Source organism: Gottfriedia acidiceleris, assembly GCF_004138285.1.
Classification (GTDB): domain Bacteria; phylum Bacillota; class Bacilli; order Bacillales; family Bacillaceae_G; genus Gottfriedia; species Gottfriedia acidiceleris_A.
In genome coordinates, this window is sequence record NZ_SCFN01000005.1 from 226,467 (window position 1) to 245,194 (window position 18,728).

An 18,728-nucleotide genomic window follows, 5' to 3' on the forward strand; every position below is an offset into this window, starting at 1 on the left:
TGTGAGTCATGATTGGGTTAGTAAAAGGTTTAAAATATACTCTTCAAAATTTAACGCGCGAGAAAGTAACGTATGATTATCCAAATCAGCCGATTCCGTTACCAGATCGTTTTCGTGGTATTCAAAAGTTTTATCCAGAAAAATGTATTGTTTGTAATCAATGTTCAGCAATCTGTCCTACAGACTGTATTACATTAACTGGGAAAAAACATCCTGATCCTACGAAAAAAGGAAAAATTATCGACACATACGATATTAATTTCGAAATTTGTATTCTTTGTGATTTATGTACTGAAGTTTGTCCAACAGAAGCGATTATTATGACAAATAATTTTGAACTTGCTGAATATTCACGTGATGAATTGTTTAAAGACCTTCAATGGCTTGATGAAAACGATCAAAATATTCGAAAGGAGAATAAAGCATGAGTGGTTTTGTAGTTGCTTTCTTTCTTCTTTCTTTATCAGCCATTTTAGGTGGCGTTATGATGTTAAACTCAACGAAGGTTATGCATATGATGCTTTCACTTGTTTTAACATTCATTAGTATTGCAGGGATTTATGTCCTTCTATCAGCTGAATTCGTAGCTGTTGTTCAAATTCTTATTTATTCCGGTGCAGTTACAATCTTAATGATTTTTGGAATCATGTTAACGAAACATGATATTGAAAGTGAAAAGCCAAAAAGAAATTGGAGAAATATTGCTACATTAGTCGGTATTGTTGCATTTGGGGTCGTTATGTTTTTAGGTGTAAATGGACTTTCAATTGACGCATCAGATGTTGATTTAGCAACAAATAATACGAAAAATATTGGGTTACAACTATTTTCAAATCATATCGTGCCATTTGAAGTAATGTCTGTATTATTACTAATTGCTTTAGTAGGTGCGATCATTTTAGCAAAATCAGATGATTCAAAAGAGGAGGGTACGAAGGAATGAGTTCAGTTCCAATTAATGCTTATCTTCTTTTAGCGCTAATTTTATTTTGTATCGGATTATATGGTGCATTAACAAAACGAAACACAGTAATCGTGTTAATTTGTATTGAGTTAATGTTAAATGCCGCAAATATTAATTTAGTGGCATTTAGTAAGCTTGGTGTAGCACCGTCGTTAACAGGACAAATTTTTTCATTATTTACGATTTCAGTTGCAGCTGCTGAAGCTGCAGTGGGCGTGGCAATTTTAATTGCATGGTATCGTCATCGTCAGACAGTCAATATCGATGAAGCTGATTCATTGAAAAGATAAATAGGAGGTGGAATTTGATGATGCAGTATGCTTGGCTTGTTCCGGTACTTCCGCTAATTTCCTTTCTAATCCTAATATTAGCTGGTACAAAAGGAAAGAAAGGTAGTGGGATTTTAGGAGCAACTTTAACAGGAATCTCATTCATCATCTCCTTGTTCGTCTTATTTGACCGTCTACAAGGGGATACAGTGCAGAAACTATACACTTGGTTAACAATTGGAAATATCGATATTCACGTTGGATATGTAGTAAATGCACTAAATTCGTTAATGCTAGTAATCGTTACGTTTGTTAGTACATTAGTACATATTTATTCAACAGCATATATGGAAGAGGATGACCGAATTACAGTGTTCTTCGCATACTTAGGCTTATTTACATTTGCGATGTTAGCACTTGTCATTTCACCTAGCATTCTACAACTTTATGTATTCTGGGAGTTAGTAGGTTTAGGTTCATTTTTACTTGTTGGTTTCTACTTTTATAAAGAAGAAGCAAAAGCAGCGGCTAAAAAAGCGTTCATTATGACCAGAATAGGGGACGTTGGTTTATTTATCGGGATGGTACTTTTATTTTGGAAAACAAAGAGCTTTGATTTTGATCAAATTTTCAATGTAATCCAAGGTGGACAGGTGAGTACTGGTATGTTAACACTTATTGCTATCTTGATTTTCGTAGGAGCAATGGGTAAATCAGGTCAGTTCCCACTTCATACATGGCTTCCTGATGCGATGGAAGGTCCAACACCTGTTTCTGCATTAATTCACGCAGCAACAATGGTAGCTGCCGGTGTTTACTTAGTAGCAACGACTTATCCAATCTTTATTGCTAGTGGAACTGCTTTAACTGTAGTTGCGATTGTCGGAGGATTTACTGCGATCTTTGCAGCGAGTATTGGTCTTGTACAAAGAGATATTAAGCGAGTACTAGCATACTCTACAGTCAGTCAATTGGGCTATATGATGCTTGCACTAGGTGTAGGCGGTTATACAGCAAGTATTTTCCACTTAACAACTCATGCGTTTTTTAAAGCATTGTTATTCTTAGCTGCAGGTAGTGTAATTCATGCCGTACACACTCAAGACATCTTTAAAATGGGTGGATTACGTCAGAAAATGAAATGGACATCTACACTATTCTTAATTGGTACATTAGCTATTACAGGTGTACCATTACTATCTGGTTTCTTTAGTAAGGATGAGATTTTAGCTGCAACTTGGGAAAATGGAAATTACGTTTTATTCGTTGTTGCTTTAACTGCGGCATTCTTTACTTCTTTCTATATGTTCCGATTATTTTTCTTAGTTTTCACTGGAGAAGAAAAGACAAAAGGTGCGCACGAGTCACCGATGTCAATGGTTCTTCCAATGTCACTATTAGGGATCCTTGCTATATTTGCAGGTTATATTAATACGCCATTCTTTGGTCGTCACTTAAATGAGTTTTTATTAGACGGAGCTCCATTTAAAATTGCTGAGCATAGTCATGAGCCGGTTTGGATTATGATCGTAGCAACGCTTGTTTCTTTAGCTGGTATTACGCTTGCTTACAATATGTATGGAAGAAAAGTGAAGCAAACAAAACAAGAAGAAAATGGATTATTCTATGAAATTCTTCTTAATAAATATTATATTGACGAATTATATAACGGTTCAATCGTAAAAGGTATGTTTGCAATCGGACATGTAATGTTTGCAATTGAGCGTTTTGTAATTGAAGGGCTTGCAGTTCTAGTAAAAGGAATTGTAAGTAGTATCGGTGGAATTGGTTCAAGGCTTCAAAGTGGTCAAGTCCAAACTTATGGATTTATTACATTACTTGGTCTTGCTCTAATCTTATTAGCAATCGTTGTGACAGGGGGGTACAACTTATGATGTCTCATTTCTTATTATGGGTTGTTTTCTCACCTTTATTGGGATTATTACTAGTTTCTTTTGCTCCAAAGAATTCTTATAAGCTTTGGGCATTATTGACTTCGGTTTTATCATTTGCAGTTACTATACTAGCTTATATAGCAGGTCAAAACCATTCTAGTTTAAAAGATTGGAATATTTCATATGATTGGTTTTCATTTGGAAAATTTTTCGCTGGATCAACTAGATTGTTTCAAGTTAAGTTTGAGCTTGGAGTAGACGGTCTATCATTAGTGATGATTTTACTTACTGGTATTATCTCATTAATCGCTGTAATAGCAGGTTACTCAATTAATAAAGGTTCAAAAGGCTTCTATCAACTACTATTCATTTTACAAGTAGGTATGTTTGGTGTATTTGCAGCTCAGAACTTAGTGTTATTCTTCTTATTCTTTGAATTAACGCTAGTTCCAATGTTCTTCTTAATTGGTAAATGGGGCCGATTTGATAGTGAACGTGCTGGATACCAATTCTTAATTTATAACGGATTAGGATCTGCATTCTTACTATTTGTTATTGCAGTCTTATTTGCTCGCACAGGCACAACAAATTATGAAGTGTTAGCAAATATCATTCCAACGGGACAACAAACAGTTAGTCCAATTTCAGAGCATTTAAAAATGGTTCTATTAATTTGTTTATTAATTGCATTTGCAATCAAACTACCATTATTCCCGTTCCATCGATGGATGGTGAATGTTCATACACAAGCAAATCCTGCTGTAGTAATCATTCACGCTGGTATCCTATTAAAAATTGGAACTTACGGTTTAATTCGTTTTGCTTTAGGTGTTTTCCCAGAGCAATTTGAAAAGATGTCGGTAGCTCTTGCGATTATTGGTGTAATTAATTTACTGTACGGAGCTTATATTGCTTTAATTCAAAAGGAATTACGTTCTGTATTGGCATATTCAAGTTTCTCACACATGGGTATTGTTATTATTGGATTAGCAGCAATGAATAGCGCTGGAATCCAAGGAGCAATTTTACAATCAGTTTCTCACGGTTTAATTGCAGCACTTCTATTTTTAATAGTTGGCATGTTAGAAAACCGAGGTGATACTACTAGTTTTGACCGCATTTCTGGTCTTTCAAAATCAGCTCCAAGACTAGCCGGCTTATTACTTTTTGGCGGTATGGCATCGTTAGGTTTACCAGGTCTATCAGGGTTCGTAGGAGAATGGCTATCATTTGTTGGTCTTTTCCAATCTCACAAAGCAATTGCAACTGTAGGTACATTAGGAATCATCTTAACTGCAGCTTATATTTTAAGAGCAATATTACAATTAAGCTTCGGTAAAAGTAGTGAATTTATATCATCATTCACTGATTTATCAAAACGCGAAGCAATCGCTTCAGTTATTTTAGTATTTGCGATTGTCCTGCTTGGTGTATACCCAGCTTTCGTAAATGATATGATTGTGTCATCAGTGGATTTTATCATTCAAGGGATTAGAGGTGTATAGAAGATGACATGGAAAGCATTATCTGAATTTCAATGGGGAACAATGGGTCCTGAGATCATTCTAGTAGCTGCTGCGCTTCTTCTATTAACTCTTGAACTCTTACTACCTAAAAATGCGAGTCGTAAAATAGTCGGTTGGGTTGGTTTACTAAGCGTTGTTGGATCATTTGTCTGGTTAATCACACTTTATTCACATAAACCAATAAGTCTATTAGCGGGATCGTTTAAACTTGATTCGTTTGGGCTTCTCTTTAAAACTGTTTTATTAATCGGAGCAATCTTAGTTTTATTACTTGCACTTGGAGATAAAACAATTGCAGAGCGCTCAGAATACTACACATTGTTTATTACAGCTTTAATTGGAGCAATGTATATGGCTTCAAGTAGTGATTTAATTACATTATTTGTTGGATTAGAGCTACTTTCGATTTCATCTTATATTCTAGTCGGCATTCAAAAGAGAAGAGAAGGCTCTTCTGAAGCCGCACTTAAATATGTAATTAACGGTGGTATTTCAACTGCAATAACATTATTTGGATTAAGCTATACTTATGGCTTAACAGGTACTACAAACATTACTGAAATGAATTTGGCACTTCAACAAGGAATACCAAGCAGTAATGAATTTCTAATGATCCTAGCATTTGTGCTAGTATTTGTTGGATTATCATTTAAACTTGCATCTGTTCCGTTCCATATGTGGGCTCCAGATGTTTATGAAGGTGCTCCAACACCTGTAACAGCATTCTTAGCAACAGTTTCAAAAACAGGTGGGTTTATTATCGTACTTCGTATCTTTTTAGCAATTTTCACTGGTGCATTATTGATGAAGGAACAAAAATCTGTATTTGAAGTAATGCAACCAGTTGTTGCCACATTGGCTGCATTATCGATGATTATAGGTAACACAATTGCTTTAAAACAAAACAGTCTAAAGCGCATACTTGCATACTCAGGTATTGCACACGGAGGTTATGTTCTAGTTGCATTTGTAAGTATTTCACCATTCATGTTTGAGGGGATCTGGTTCTATTTATTAACTTATACATTCATGACAATCGGTATATTAACAATTGTCTACAATGTACAACAACAAAGGGGATCTGACTCATTATCTTCATTTGCAGGGCTAATTAAAACGAATCCATTTTTAGCAATTACAATGACAATATTTGTTTTATCGTTAGCAGGTATTCCATTAACTGCAGGATTTATAGGAAAGTTAAATATTTTCTTGGGAGCTTTCGTCCAAGTTAAAGGATATTATGTATTAGGTGGAATTCTACTTTTAACTACAGTAGTATCTTATTTTTACTATTTCGGCATCCTACAAAATATTTTCTTTAGAAGTGGCGAAGAGCGTAAAATTGTACTTCCTAGGACACATCTATTCGTTGTATTGGTTTGTGCTGTTTTAACAATCGTATTAGGTATCAAACCATCTTTAGCATTAGATGTATTTCATAAGCTAGACATTGTGAAAGACTTCTTTATGGCGTAAAATATATCTAAATTATAAGTGTAGGATGATTCCTACACTTTTTAATTTGTAGAGAAAGTATAAAATTTGGTTTTCAGACTGGCATGCACTAAGAACACATAGATGGAAAATGTAACTGCGCAATCTGAAAGCTTTTCTATAAAAATCGAGCGAAAAGAGGACGTGAAAAATGGAAGCATTAGTTGGGACAGAAGCGTTATTAGCAATAATTGTCCATTTATTTTTCATTATTTTAACTTGGTGGGCTTTAACAGCAATTAAGTGGGAGAGTATTATGAAAAAAGGTCATGTCGCCCAAATTCGACTTTTTATGGTGCTATTGACGATTACAATTTCTTCTGCTGTAAGTAGTTTTTTCTTAGACTATCTTCAATATACAAAAAACATTACATATTTATTGAAATAATTTGTCAAAAAGTATGTTACGATGTATCGTATAAACCCCTCTCTACCTGTGAAAAATGGAAGTAAGAGAGGGGATTATTTATGAAAAAAACTATTTACTTATTTTTAATTACTATTACTTTTGCTTCTGCACTATTTTTTAATTGGGGTAAAATCAGTATGGCTGACACAGGTGTAGGCCAATTGAACCGTTTTGCAGACGTATTAAATAAAAAAGACATTTCGGTTACAAGTTGGAATTTATACGCAAGAGAAGCTAAAATGAATACTTCGGTGTCCAAAATAATCAGTAAATATAAAGAGGATTTTAAAAATTTTAAGTGGACGAAAACTGACAATGGTAATAAAATAATTGGTACGCTTAGCCATAATTTGGTCACAGAAAGAATCGTTGTTACATCTACTGGCAATAACAGCAGCTATGTAATTTATGAACTTAGTGGGACTAAATGGGACCAGCAGGCTGAAAAAGAAACTAATAAACTTATAAAGAACTCATTGGAAAATATTTTTAGTAAAGAACCTACTTTTTTTACTTGTATAAAGGGGACAATGGGTGGTAAACTTGAAGGTGTTTTGCAGGGTATAAAAAATGATTTTTTGGGGACTTTTAAAGCAACAAAAATTGAAGAAATAAAAGAAGGGGCATTCGTCTCTGTTTCAGCATATACTGAACAGTGGAATGACGCTCTGGTTGCAAATGGCAAAAAAATTAATTTACAAATTGCAATACGTGAAAACAATGTTGATAAATCAACGACAATTATTATTGGAACACCGATTATAACAGTAGAATATTGATAGATCTATTTTAGGACACGGAGGGGAAAAGTTTGGATAAAATCATTGTCCGTGGCGGGAAACAGCTTCAAGGCACGGTTCGTGTAGAGGGTGCAAAAAATGCTGTCTTACCAGTTCTTGCTGCAGCGCTACTAGCTAGTGAAGGAAAAAATATAATTCATGACGTACCAACTCTATCTGACGTTTACACGATTAACGAAGTTCTTCGTAATTTAAATACAGAGGTTGGGTTCAAAAATAATACAGTAACAGTTGATGCTTCAAAGGATTTACATGTTGAAGCACCATTTGAATATGTTCGTAAAATGCGAGCATCTATTCTTGTAATGGGTCCACTTTTAGCAAGAAATGGTCATGCACGTGTAGCGTTACCAGGTGGATGTGCGATTGGATCTAGACCAATTGAACAACACTTAAAAGGATTTGAAGCAATGGGGGCTCAAATTACGGTTGGTAATGGTTTTGTAGAAGCAAAATCAAACGGTCGTTTAAAAGGGGCAAAAATCTATTTAGATTTCCCAAGCGTAGGTGCAACAGAAAATATTATGTCTGCAGCAGCACTTGCAGAAGGAACAACAATTCTTGAAAATGCTGCAAAAGAACCTGAAATTGTTGACTTAGCAAACTTCATTAATGCAATGGGTGGTAAAGTTCGTGGTGCTGGAACAGGCACTATTCGAATTGAAGGTGTACCAACATTATTTGGTACAACTCATCACATTATTCCAGACCGTATTGAAGCTGGAACATTTATGGTAGCAGCAGCAATTACGAATGGAAATGTATTAATTGAAAATGCAGTTCCAGAGCACTTAAGCTCAGTTGTAGCAAAAATGCGTGAAATGGGAGTAACAATTATCGAAGAGGAAGAAGGTCTTCGTGTAATTGGTACAGACAATTTAAAACCTGTAGACATTAAAACAATGCCTCACCCAGGCTTCCCAACAGATATGCAATCACAAATGATGGCACTTCTATTAAAAGCTAATGGAACAGGCATGATTACTGAAACAGTATTCGAAAATCGTTTTATGCACGTGGAAGAATTCCGTCGCATGAATGCAAATATTAAAATTGAAGGTCGATCAACTATTATTCATGGACCAAATGATCTTCAAGGAGCAGAAGTAGCTGCTACGGATTTACGTGCTGCTGCATCACTTATCCTTGCTGGTCTCGTTGTTGATGGATATACTCGTGTTACTGAATTAAAACATTTAGATCGTGGTTATGTAAATTTCCATGAAAAGCTTGCTGCACTTGGAGCGGACATTGAACGTGTAAACGAACCAAGCACAGCTGTAGAGGAAGAAACACTAAAAGATTTACAAGCGTAAACTAAAAACTAATTCAAATGCCTGACACTTTGTGTTACCCCACATAGAGTCGGGCATTTTTGCATTTTCATGCAACTTTCTACTATCAGTTATAGACAGAAACCTTATAAAATATTCTAAAAATAATAAAAAAATAATACAATTTGTTAAAAGAATCTAATTTGAATCAATCTATATTTGTTCTAAATGCTTGTCCATATACATAAATTATCTTTAGAAAGGGCAATTAGTTGAAAATTGTCATTTAAAGTTGTTTTGAAATGGATAGGAGGAAAATATGAAGTCATTTAAAACATTAATCACTGCAGGATTAACTACTTGCTCAGTCGTTATTATTATCCCTACATTGCTTGTTCTACCATTTCATAGCCATACAGATGGTAGATTGGTTGATCAGCTACAGAAAAAAGCAAACCAAGTCGCAGCAGCGAACAAAAATGACAATCTAAGTATTGAAGTTTTTAGAACAAAAACACAAAAAGTTGAAAAACTACCAATCGAAGAATACGTATTAGGAGTAGTAGCATCAGAAATGCCAGCAAAATTTGAATCAGAAGCACTAAAGGCACAAAGTTTAAGTGCAAGAACATTTATCATCAAACGATTGAAGGAAGGAAAACCACTTGAAGAAGGTGGAATTGTCGATGATTCAGTTAATTTTCAAGTCTTTCAGGATCGCGACGACCTCAAGAAAAGATATGGCGCCGAATACAATAAAAATATAGCCAAAATTGAAAAAGCTGTAAAAGCCACTGAAGGACAAATATTAACTTACAATGGACAACCTATAACTGCTTCATTCTTCTCTACAAGCAATGGTTACACAGAAAACTCCGAAGAATATTGGAAAAATAGTGTACCATATTTGAAAAGTGTACCGAGTCCTTGGGATTCCGTTGCTCCAAACTATATATCTACAAAATCATTTACAATAAGTGATTTCGAAAAGAAACTCAATGTAAAAATTAATAAGTCAGACATAGGGAAAGTCACGTCGAGAACACAAGGTAAACGTGTAGAACAAGTGGCGTTTGGTAAAAAAACTCTGTCAGGCAAAGAAATTAGAGAAAAACTAAACCTACGTTCAACAGATTTTTCATGGGAGCGTAAAGGGAATGAAATCATCATTACAACAAAAGGTTTTGGCCATGGAGTAGGTATGAGTCAATACGGAGCAAACGAGCTTGCTAAGCAAGGAAAAACATACGATGAGATCGTTAAGTATTATTATAAGGGAATCAACATAAAGAAGCTTAGTAAGAAGGACTATGATGTACTGGAGAAGCTTTGAGAAAGTACGCTAAGAAAAACAGACCTCACGTGGGTCTGTTTTTTTGTGTATAGTCTCTAAGATTGTTTGTTCTTTAAATGAAAAGAAGAAAATAACTTAAAAAACACTCCAAAACGAACTAGAATTAGTCCATTTAGAGTGTTCCTTGATTAAAAAGAGCATCTATTTTGTAGAATCACCAAGTTAATTGCAGTTATGCGGTTTTTAATTGCAGAACCACTAGATTTAATTGCAGTCTCTACAATACATAAGATTACTCTACAAATAAATTAACTTAAATCCTGCACTTAATGCTTCACCGCATATTTATAATAAAAATAACCAACAAATGGACGTACCTTTATGTTTTTTACATTTGATTTTTGCAAGTATACATAACCAGCTTGGTAAACTGGAGCAATCGCAGCATCATCTAATAAAAGGTCTTCAGCATTATGAAGGAGCTGAGTACGTTCTGATTCGTTTTGTAAGCTGATTGTGTTTGCTTTTTGTACAAATTCGTCATATTGAGCGTTTTTATAATTTAATACATTTAAAGCTGATTTAGATGTAAATAGCTCTAAATAAGTCGTTGGATCTGGATAATCTGCACCCCATGTATCTAGAGAGAGATCATAGTTTCCTTGCTGACGCAATTCGAATTTTTGTTGTGCAGGTTGTACGACTATATTAACTGTTAGACCTTTTAAATTTGTTTCTAATTGTGATTTTAAATATTCACCGATTTTACGCGATGTATTGTTATCACTTACTAGTAATGAAATTGTAGCTTTCGACTTACCACTCTCAGATAAAGCTTCTTTAAAAAGTGATTTAGCCTCCTCTAAACTTACTGTAGAAGGATGAGATGTTGAGCTAACAAAGTCCACACCTTTAGAGTTTTTTACTAAACCTTTAGGTATAATTCGATCAGTAGGAATAGAACCATCGTTTAAAAGCGTTGTACTAATATCCTCTTTATTAAATCCACTTGCGATTGCCTTACGCACTTTTAGATTTGCTAAAAGTGGATTTTTTTGATTAAAGCTAATGTAAGAGACGATTGGCATAGCTAATTTGTTTAATTCTTTATTCCCTTTATAACGATCGATAACATTAGAATCAATAATCGCTTGGTCAAGTTCACCAGTTTCATAGAGATTAACTGCAGTTGTTGTTTCTTTCATGATTTTAACGTCAATTTTATTTACATGGACATTCTTTTTATCATAGTATTGTGGATTTTTTGTCATTGTAAATCCAGCTTCATGATTCCATTTACTTACAACGTAAGGACCATTATATAAAGTTGTATTTGCTTCTAAACCATATTTGCGACCTTGCTCCTTAACGAATTTTTCATTTAAAGGGAAGAACATCGGTAAGCTAGTCAGTTGAATGAAATATGGAATAGGGCGTTCAAGTTTAATTTGTAATGTTTTATCGTCTAGTGCAGTTACCCCAAGTTTATCCACAGACAATTTTCCTTGGTTAATTTCTTTTGCATTTTCAATATCATATAAATCGTATGCAAATTGAGCTTTAGTATTTGGATCAACTGCTCGTTTCATTGCAAAAACAAAGTCTTTTGCAGTTACTGGGTCTCCGTTTGAATATTTAGCATCTCTTAAAGTAAATGTATAAACCTTACCATCCGTACTAACTTTATGTGATAATGCAGCAGCGGGAACGTATTCTCCTTTTTCATTTGGCATATAGAGACCTTCCATTACGCTATTAAGTGCGTTTAATGATGGTCCATCTAAAGCTAGTGAACTATCAAGACTTACAATATCTGAAGTATCCATTAAATGTAGCGTATGATCATTTGACTTCGAGGCTACCTGATTTGATTGTTGTCCACAGCCTGCTAGTGCCAATGTGAGTAATAAACTAATTGATACGAATTTTTTCTTAGTAAATATCATATTATTTTTTCTCTCCTTATTTTTGGGTACAAAAAAGAGTCCCCGCCTTATAGAAAGGACGAGGACTCCCGTGGTGCCACCTTAATTAGCCTAAAAACGTTTAGACTCACTTTGCAGTATCAAAACAAATGAATTGAACTACCTTGTGACAAAAAGCAGTATCGAAACATAAGTTTGAATACCTGTCTCTTTTATCGGTGAGACGTCCGCCAAAGCCTACTGCATAAATAAATGGTTCGGTTTGGGTGCTCAGAAGCCCATTCAAAAATATGTCCGTACTGACTTGCACCAACCGTCAGCTCTCTGAAACTTTCATATAATCTACTCTTCTTCATCATCGCAAAAAATATATAATGACTGAAATAATTTTTTAAGTTTAAGTTTTTAATACATCGTACAAGCTTGTAGTGTGATTATATTTTGTAAAAAAGAAAAATGCAAGAAAAATATTTTATTAAGTTCATAATAAGACTTATTAACTTATCCACAAATATTGTGTATAAACCTTGTGGAATTGTGGATAAATCGCTTTCATTTGTTAATATTTTTCAAGTATTTTGTGGATTAGTTTTAAATTGTGTGGAAAAATAAGAATTTTGTCGAACTAAAATTTTCTAAATTGCGTATATAATTCCAAAAATCTGTTGACAATGATTGCAGAGGTGATAAGGATGAGAGAGGAACAAAACAAAAAAACTTCTCAAAAGGTTATTAAAATGTTAAGAAAGCGTTGGGTAGTCCCAGCAATTTATTTAGTGAGTGCAGCAGTAATTTTGACAGGTGCGTTATGGTATCAATACAGTAATGCTCCAACTCCAACAAAAACTGGAACTACAGTTGATACGAGAGAGCCTGAAGCAATTCCAGCTTCACAGCCAGAAGAAAAATTAACTTACCCAGTTTCAAAGGATGCAACAGTTCAAGTTAAAAGTCATTATTATGATGACTCTGCTTCAAAAGATGAGCAACAGGCATCATTAATTCAAATGGATAATAGTACTTTTACGATCAACACGGGAATGGATTTAGTTGATAAAAGTGGTAAAGAATTTGATGTGACTGCAGCACTTAGTGGTACTGTTACAAAAGCTCAAAAAGATGCTGAGCTAGGGTATGTAGTTGTAGTAGAAAGTGGTAACGGATTAGTTTCATATTACCAAAGCTTGAAATCTGTAAGTGTTGAACCGGGAACAAAAGTTTCACAAGGACAAGTTCTTGGGGTAGCTGGAACAGCTTTAATTGGTAAAGAAAATGGCATTCATGTTCATTATGAATTACGTAAAGATGGTGTAGCAATTAATCCGGAGAAATACCAAGGACAAGATGTTTCATCAATTATTAGTTCTGAAAATACAAAAAGTGAAACAAAAGAATCTAATACAATGAATACTTCTGGTAATGTATCAGATGACAATGAAGAAGGTTCTTCTAATACTGATTCAGCTGGAAATAAAATTCAACAATAATAATTAAGCAATTCACAAAGTGCCTAACACGTGGGAATCATACCCCATATGTGTTGGGCACTTGTTTTTTTCTGATAATTGTGCATAGTTAGACACCTTTGCTAATACAATGTTATAAACCCATCAAAGAGGTGTTTGAGGTGAGGAATCGTGGATTTTCTACCTAGTCAAAATAAATGTACCTCAGCAGGTCAGTCAGAGCAGGAAAAAGAGCAGCTTAGTCAGTCAAAACGAGTCTCATTTCACGCTTCTCACATCCATTTAGAGGAGGAGAGTAGTGTGCACGATTACATCAAAGAGAGAACGATCAAGATTGGGAAATATATCGTGGAGACGAAGAAAACAGTACGCGTAATTGCTAAAGAGTTTGGAGTGTCAAAAAGTACAGTACACAAAGATTTAACAGAACGCCTACCGGAAATCAATCCAGATTTGGCAAATGAAGTAAAAGAAATTTTGGATTATCACAAATCAATTCGTCACTTACGCGGTGGAGAGGCTACAAAGCAAAAGTATCAAAAAGAAGACGTTGAGAAAGTTACTAAATAGGGTTTCTGAGCCTTGAAAACAAAATTAGAAATATTTAACCTCCTGTTCACAAATATTAATTACTAAAAGTAGTTCTTTATGGTAAAATTATATTTTGGTATGGAACGTATTCGGGGAACTGCTCATGAGTATAGTGAATAAGGAGGAGCCAAAAGGAATGTTTTCTAAGGATATCGGAATAGATCTTGGTACAGCCAATGTCTTAATACATGTTAAAGGTAAGGGAATCGTATTAAACGAACCTTCTGTAGTTGCAATAGAGCGTAGTAGCGGTAAGGTATTAGCAGTAGGGGAAGAAGCAAGTCGCATGGTAGGTCGTACACCTGGTAATATCGTGGCAATTCGTCCACTTAAAGACGGTGTAATTGCTGACTTTGATATTACTGAGGCAATGCTACGTCATTTTATAAATAAATTAGATGTAAAGGGATTCATGTCAAAGCCGCGTATTTTGATTTGTTGTCCAACAAACATCACATCTGTTGAACAAAAAGCAATTCGTGAAGCTGCTGAAAAGAGTGGCGGTAAACAAGTTTATCTTGAAGAAGAGCCAAAGGTTGCTGCAATCGGTGCTGGAATGGATATATTCCAACCAAGCGGTAACATGGTAATTGATATTGGCGGTGGGACAACCGATGTCGCAGTCTTATCGATGGGAGATATCGTCACCGCCTCTTCAATTAAAATGGCAGGGGACAAGTTTGATATGGAGATTCTAAACTATATCAAGCGTGAATACAAACTGCTAATTGGAGAACGTACTGCAGAGCAAATTAAAATTGAAGTAGGTACTGTTTTCCCTGGTGCAAGAAATGAATCAATCGATATCCGTGGACGTGATATGGTAACTGGATTACCTCGTACAATTACTGTTCAATCTGATGAAATTCAAAGAGCATTAAGTGAACCAGTTTACTTAATCGTACAAGCTGCAAAAACAGTATTAGAGCGTACACCACCTGAATTATCAGCTGATATTATTGATCGTGGAGTTATTCTAACTGGTGGCGGAGCATTACTTCATGGAATAGATATTTTACTTGCAGAAGAGTTAAAAGTACCTGTTTTCATCGCTGAAGATCCAATGCAATGTGTTGCAGTAGGTACTGGAATTATGTTAGAAAATATTGATAAGATTCCAAGTCGTTACTTAAAATAAAAATCTCAAGCTTTTTGGCTTGACTACACACTGAAATCTCAAGCATATAGAGCTTGGGATTTTTTTGTTTGGAATTTATTAGGAGCAGTTCTCTTTGTAAGAAAAGTGTTTAGGTTTTGTAAAGTTAAGATGAACAAGGAGGTAGTCAAAGTTGGAATAGAGAAAAGGAAAGTATCAAAGTTTAAAAAGCTCCATTTAAAGTTTAAATTAATTAATTGTAAAACGAGGATTATCTAGGTAACCAGTACATATGATTTAATACTTAAAACTCTGCCATAAAAATTATGTGAAAACGCTCCTCTAGTTTAGCTTTAGACTGTAGCCTTAAGAAAATTGGAAAAGGAGTGATTGGTAGATAATATTTTTATTAACTGGTGTAAATGATGAACGAACTTCAATCTCTTTTAAAAAAGCAGTAGACCTTTCGAAATCAAAACTGAATTTGCAATTAAAAGTAAATTTTAAAACTTAAATAAATCTTCATTTTAGGTTCATTGAGAAAGAGTTTTTTATCTTTACTGATTAATTGTATAGGATGGGGATGAACCATGACGCGTATAGTTGTTGCTGGTACGGGATATGTCGGTCTTACTACAGGAGTTTCATTTGCTACAGTTGGTTACAATGTAACGTGTGTTGATATTGATGTGGAAAAAATTGAGTTACTGCAAAAAGGAATTTGCCCTATTTTTGAACCGGGCTTGAAAGAAGCACTATTAGAAAATATTTTCCTTAATAAAATTGGGTTTACTACAAATTACAAAGCAGCTTATAGCCAAGCAGATATCATATTCATTGCGGTCGGCACACCAGAACTTCCAGATGGAACAGCAAATTTGCAATATTTAAAGGCTGTTGCGAAAGAGATAGCAATTAATGCTAAAAAAAATTTAACAGTTGTCATTAAAAGCACTGTTCCAGTTGGAACGAATGAGGCAGTTAAGAAGATCATGTTGGAAAATGCCCCTCGTCATTTAACGATTGATGTAGTAACAAATCCTGAATTTTTAAGGGAAGGTTCTGCGCTATACGATATATTTAATGGTGATCGAATTGTCATTGGTTCTGAAAGTCAAAATGCAACGGATTTAATAAAGGAATTATATAAACCATTTAATACGGCTATTTATACCACTGATGCAAGAAGTGCGGAATTGATTAAGTATGCATCTAATGCTTTTTTAGCTACCAAAATAAGTTTTATTAATGAAATTGCCATGATTTGTGAAAAGTTGGATGCTGATGTTGATCATGTTGCTCACGGTATTGGGCTAGACCATAGAATCGGTTCAAAGTTTTTAAAAGCTGGAATTGGATATGGGGGGTCTTGTTTCCCAAAGGATACGACTGCTTTAGTAAAAGAAGCTGAGCTAGTAGGTGTAGACTTAAAACTATTAAAATCTGTTATTACAATTAACAATCAACAGAAAATAAAACTTTTAGAATTAACAAAATCTCTTTTTGGAAATTTAAAAAATAAAGAAATTGCAATTCTAGGAGTTAGCTTTAAACCAAATACAAATGATATTCGACATGCTCCATCTATCGATTTAATTAATCAGTTCATAAGAGAAGGTACTAAAATTACAGTATATGATCCATATGCCTTACCTGAATTAAGAAAAGTATTCGGAGATTCCATAAATTATTCAGTCAATGTGAAGGATGCTATTCATGAGAAAGAGGCTACATTTATTTTGACTGAATGGAGAGAAATCGTAGAAACTGACCTCCAATTGTATGAGGAGCTAATGAAGATTCCGTTAGTAATTGATGGACGTAATTGTTTTGAATTAACTAAAATGCAAAAAAAGAAGATCCACTATTACTCAATCGGTCGAAAGCCAGTGAACCCAATCCCACAGCTTATTAGTAAATAATTATAATAAATTTAAGACCCTTTGGAACGACATATTCTGTGACTCTTTAGTAGGAGTTGGACCCTAAGCTATAAGGATAAGACATGGCACTTCGGAGATCGAGCACCCTAGATGGGAAAAATAAAAAATTCTAATAACAAAAGTGAAACGGGGTGTCTCTATGAGACAGCCTTTTTTTGTGTGCAAAATAAATCACTTAGAAAACAATACATTAAATGAAATATTTTGGAAAAAGTATAAGGATAATAAGCCATGAATATGGGGCGGTGGAAAAAGTGTTTAACTACAAAGAAACCAATAGTGCAGCAACAAATAAAAAAATTCCATTTCAAAATAATATATCACGTTCTTTAAGTAAGGACATTCTAGAAAATATAAAAAGAATAAAAGATGATTTTGGAGATAGCTCCGACCTTGTGATTCGTCATGAAACACTAGGGGAAGGTATGCAGTATTCTTTTGCGACGATTCATATTGACGGAATTTCAAATGAGAAATTAGTGAATGATGGAATCATTAATAAAATCGTTCGAATTAATGCAGAAAAAGAAACAACACTGTCACTAACAGATTTAGAGAATGGGCTAAAAAGCGTAATCGCCGTTTCAAGTTTAAAATCACAATCAAGCTACACAAATCTCTTATCAGCATTACTAATTGGTGATACAGTTGTTCTTTTAGATCATGATAGTAACTTCTTAGTTGCATGTACAAAAATGGTGCAATCTAGAAGTATATCAGAGCCGTCAACACAAACTGTGATCAGAGGACCAAAGGATAGCTTCACAGAAAGCTTACGTACAAATACTTCTCTAATTCGCAATAGAATTCAACACCCTGCACTACGAATTGAGTCAATGAAAATAGGTGAAGTAACGAGAACTGATGTAGAAATTATGTATATAAAAGGAGTTGTAGATGAAGAGTTATTAAGGGAAGTAAAACATCGTTTAGAGGCTATAAATGCAGATGAAATCTTAGAATCCAGCTATATTGAAAACTATATTCAAAACGATCAAAAGACTATTTTTCCTACAATGATTAACTCAGAGAGACCTGATGCTGTAGTAGGTAACTTACTGGAAGGCCGTGTAGCTATTTTCACAGCAGGTACACCATTTGTCTTAATTTTACCAGCTACATTTACGCAGTTTTTTCAATCTCCAGAGGATTATTATCAAAGCTCATATATTGGCACTTTTTTAAGACTGCTTCGTTATATGTCCTTTTGGACCGCTTTATTTGCACCTGGAATTTTCATTGCAATTACTGCATTTCATCAGGCTGTAGTTCCAACGGTTTTATTAGTAAGCTTAGCTGCCCAACGTGAAGGTGTGCCTTTGCCAGCGATTGTTGAAGCTCTTGGTATGGAACTAGTTTTTGAAGTATTACGTGAAGCTGGAATTCGAATGCCAAGAGCGGTTGGGCAGGCGCTTTCAATTGTTGGAGCCTTAATCTTGGGGCAAGCAGCTGTACAAGCAGGATTTGTATCTGCGTCAATGGTAATCATCGTATCAATTACTGCGATTGCTAGCTTTACAATCCCTTATTATAATATGTCAATTGCCGCTAGGATTCTTAGATTTATATTATTATTGGCAGCAGCTTATATTGGTTTATTTGGAATGTTGATTGGTGGTTTAATTATATTACTACATATGTGTAGCTTGCGATCTTTTGGTGAACCATATTTTGCACCATTCGCACCATTCCGTATAAAAAGTCAAAAAGATACTATTTTAGTTGTACCTAGTCAAGGAAACACAAAAACCGTTAAAGAACAAAGTACTGGAGAATAAG

At 34.6% G+C, this 18,728-nt stretch carries 16 protein-coding genes and 1 other annotated feature; of the genes, 15 read left to right on the forward strand and 1 reads right to left on the reverse strand.

The window, feature by feature from the left end; translation table 11 throughout:
* Positions 1–8: 8 nt before the first annotated feature.
* The 10 genes from nuoI (at position 9) to spoIID (ending at position 9,967) form a co-directional block, all read left to right on the forward strand.
* Positions 9–428: an NADH-quinone oxidoreductase subunit NuoI gene (nuoI, locus tag EP747_RS09800; protein WP_025568978.1), complete on the forward strand. Its 420-nt coding sequence runs from the start codon at positions 9–11 to the stop codon at positions 426–428.
* Positions 425–943, forward strand: a complete 519-nt coding sequence (locus EP747_RS09805; protein ID WP_129689705.1) for an NADH-quinone oxidoreductase subunit J — start codon at positions 425–427, stop codon at positions 941–943. The genes nuoI and EP747_RS09805 overlap by 4 nt, the downstream gene beginning before the upstream one ends.
* Positions 940–1,254: an NADH-quinone oxidoreductase subunit NuoK gene (gene nuoK / locus EP747_RS09810; RefSeq protein WP_025568976.1), complete on the forward strand. Its 315-nt coding sequence runs from the start codon at positions 940–942 to the stop codon at positions 1,252–1,254. Before EP747_RS09805 ends, nuoK begins: the two co-directional genes overlap by 4 nt.
* A gap of 17 nt (positions 1,255–1,271) precedes the next feature.
* Positions 1,272–3,128, forward strand: a complete 1,857-nt coding sequence (gene nuoL, locus EP747_RS09815) for an NADH-quinone oxidoreductase subunit L (protein WP_129689706.1) — start codon at positions 1,272–1,274, stop codon at positions 3,126–3,128.
* Entirely contained in the window at positions 3,125–4,633 is a 1,509-nt protein-coding gene (locus tag EP747_RS09820; RefSeq protein ID WP_129689707.1) for a complex I subunit 4 family protein, read from the forward strand. The genes nuoL and EP747_RS09820 overlap by 4 nt, the downstream gene beginning before the upstream one ends.
* A 3-nt stretch (positions 4,634–4,636) precedes the next feature.
* Positions 4,637–6,133, forward strand: a complete 1,497-nt coding sequence (nuoN, locus tag EP747_RS09825) for an NADH-quinone oxidoreductase subunit NuoN (RefSeq protein WP_129689708.1) — start codon at positions 4,637–4,639, stop codon at positions 6,131–6,133.
* A 169-nt stretch (positions 6,134–6,302) separates the two neighbouring features.
* Complete coding sequence (locus EP747_RS09830) at positions 6,303–6,539, forward strand: DUF1146 family protein (protein ID WP_025568971.1); 237 nt, start codon at positions 6,303–6,305, stop codon at positions 6,537–6,539.
* Positions 6,540–6,619: 80 nt separating this feature from the next.
* Entirely contained in the window at positions 6,620–7,339 is a 720-nt protein-coding gene (locus EP747_RS09835; RefSeq protein ID WP_129689709.1) for a YwmB family TATA-box binding protein, read from the forward strand.
* A 32-nt stretch (positions 7,340–7,371) separates the two neighbouring features.
* Positions 7,372–8,676 (forward strand): UDP-N-acetylglucosamine 1-carboxyvinyltransferase, encoded by a 1,305-nt coding sequence (murA, locus tag EP747_RS09840; RefSeq protein WP_025568969.1) that lies wholly within the window; start codon positions 7,372–7,374, stop codon positions 8,674–8,676.
* A 277-nt stretch (positions 8,677–8,953) separates the two neighbouring features.
* Positions 8,954–9,967 (forward strand): stage II sporulation protein D, encoded by a 1,014-nt coding sequence (spoIID, locus tag EP747_RS09845; RefSeq protein ID WP_129689710.1) that lies wholly within the window; start codon positions 8,954–8,956, stop codon positions 9,965–9,967.
* Between the two features lie 287 nt (positions 9,968–10,254).
* Here the strand turns inward: spoIID and EP747_RS09850 are convergent, their stop codons facing one another.
* Positions 10,255–11,874 (reverse strand): peptide ABC transporter substrate-binding protein, encoded by a 1,620-nt coding sequence (locus EP747_RS09850; protein ID WP_129689711.1) that lies wholly within the window; start codon positions 11,872–11,874, stop codon positions 10,255–10,257.
* Positions 11,875–11,925: 51 nt separating this feature from the next.
* Positions 11,926–12,221: a binding site (T-box leader), on the reverse strand.
* A gap of 324 nt (positions 12,222–12,545) precedes the next feature.
* Here EP747_RS09850 and EP747_RS09855 point away from each other — a divergent pair.
* The 5 genes from EP747_RS09855 to EP747_RS09875 all read left to right on the forward strand — a co-directional run bounded on the left by EP747_RS09855 (position 12,546) and on the right by EP747_RS09875 (position 18,727).
* Positions 12,546–13,340 (forward strand): M23 family metallopeptidase, encoded by a 795-nt coding sequence (locus EP747_RS09855; protein ID WP_165346957.1) that lies wholly within the window; start codon positions 12,546–12,548, stop codon positions 13,338–13,340.
* Between the two features lie 279 nt (positions 13,341–13,619).
* Entirely contained in the window at positions 13,620–13,889 is a 270-nt protein-coding gene (gene spoIIID, locus EP747_RS09860) for a sporulation transcriptional regulator SpoIIID (RefSeq protein WP_025569002.1), read from the forward strand.
* Between the two features lie 157 nt (positions 13,890–14,046).
* Positions 14,047–15,048 (forward strand): rod shape-determining protein, encoded by a 1,002-nt coding sequence (locus EP747_RS09865; protein ID WP_025569003.1) that lies wholly within the window; start codon positions 14,047–14,049, stop codon positions 15,046–15,048.
* 548 nt (positions 15,049–15,596) lie between these two features.
* Positions 15,597–16,928 carry a UDP-glucose dehydrogenase family protein gene (locus tag EP747_RS09870; RefSeq protein ID WP_129689713.1) on the forward strand — a complete coding sequence of 444 codons (1,332 nt, stop codon included), beginning with the start codon at positions 15,597–15,599 and terminating at the stop codon, positions 16,926–16,928.
* Positions 16,929–17,203: 275 nt separating this feature from the next.
* Positions 17,204–18,727 (forward strand): spore germination protein, encoded by a 1,524-nt coding sequence (locus tag EP747_RS09875; RefSeq protein ID WP_235832810.1) that lies wholly within the window; start codon positions 17,204–17,206, stop codon positions 18,725–18,727.
* Position 18,728: the final 1 nt, after the last annotated feature.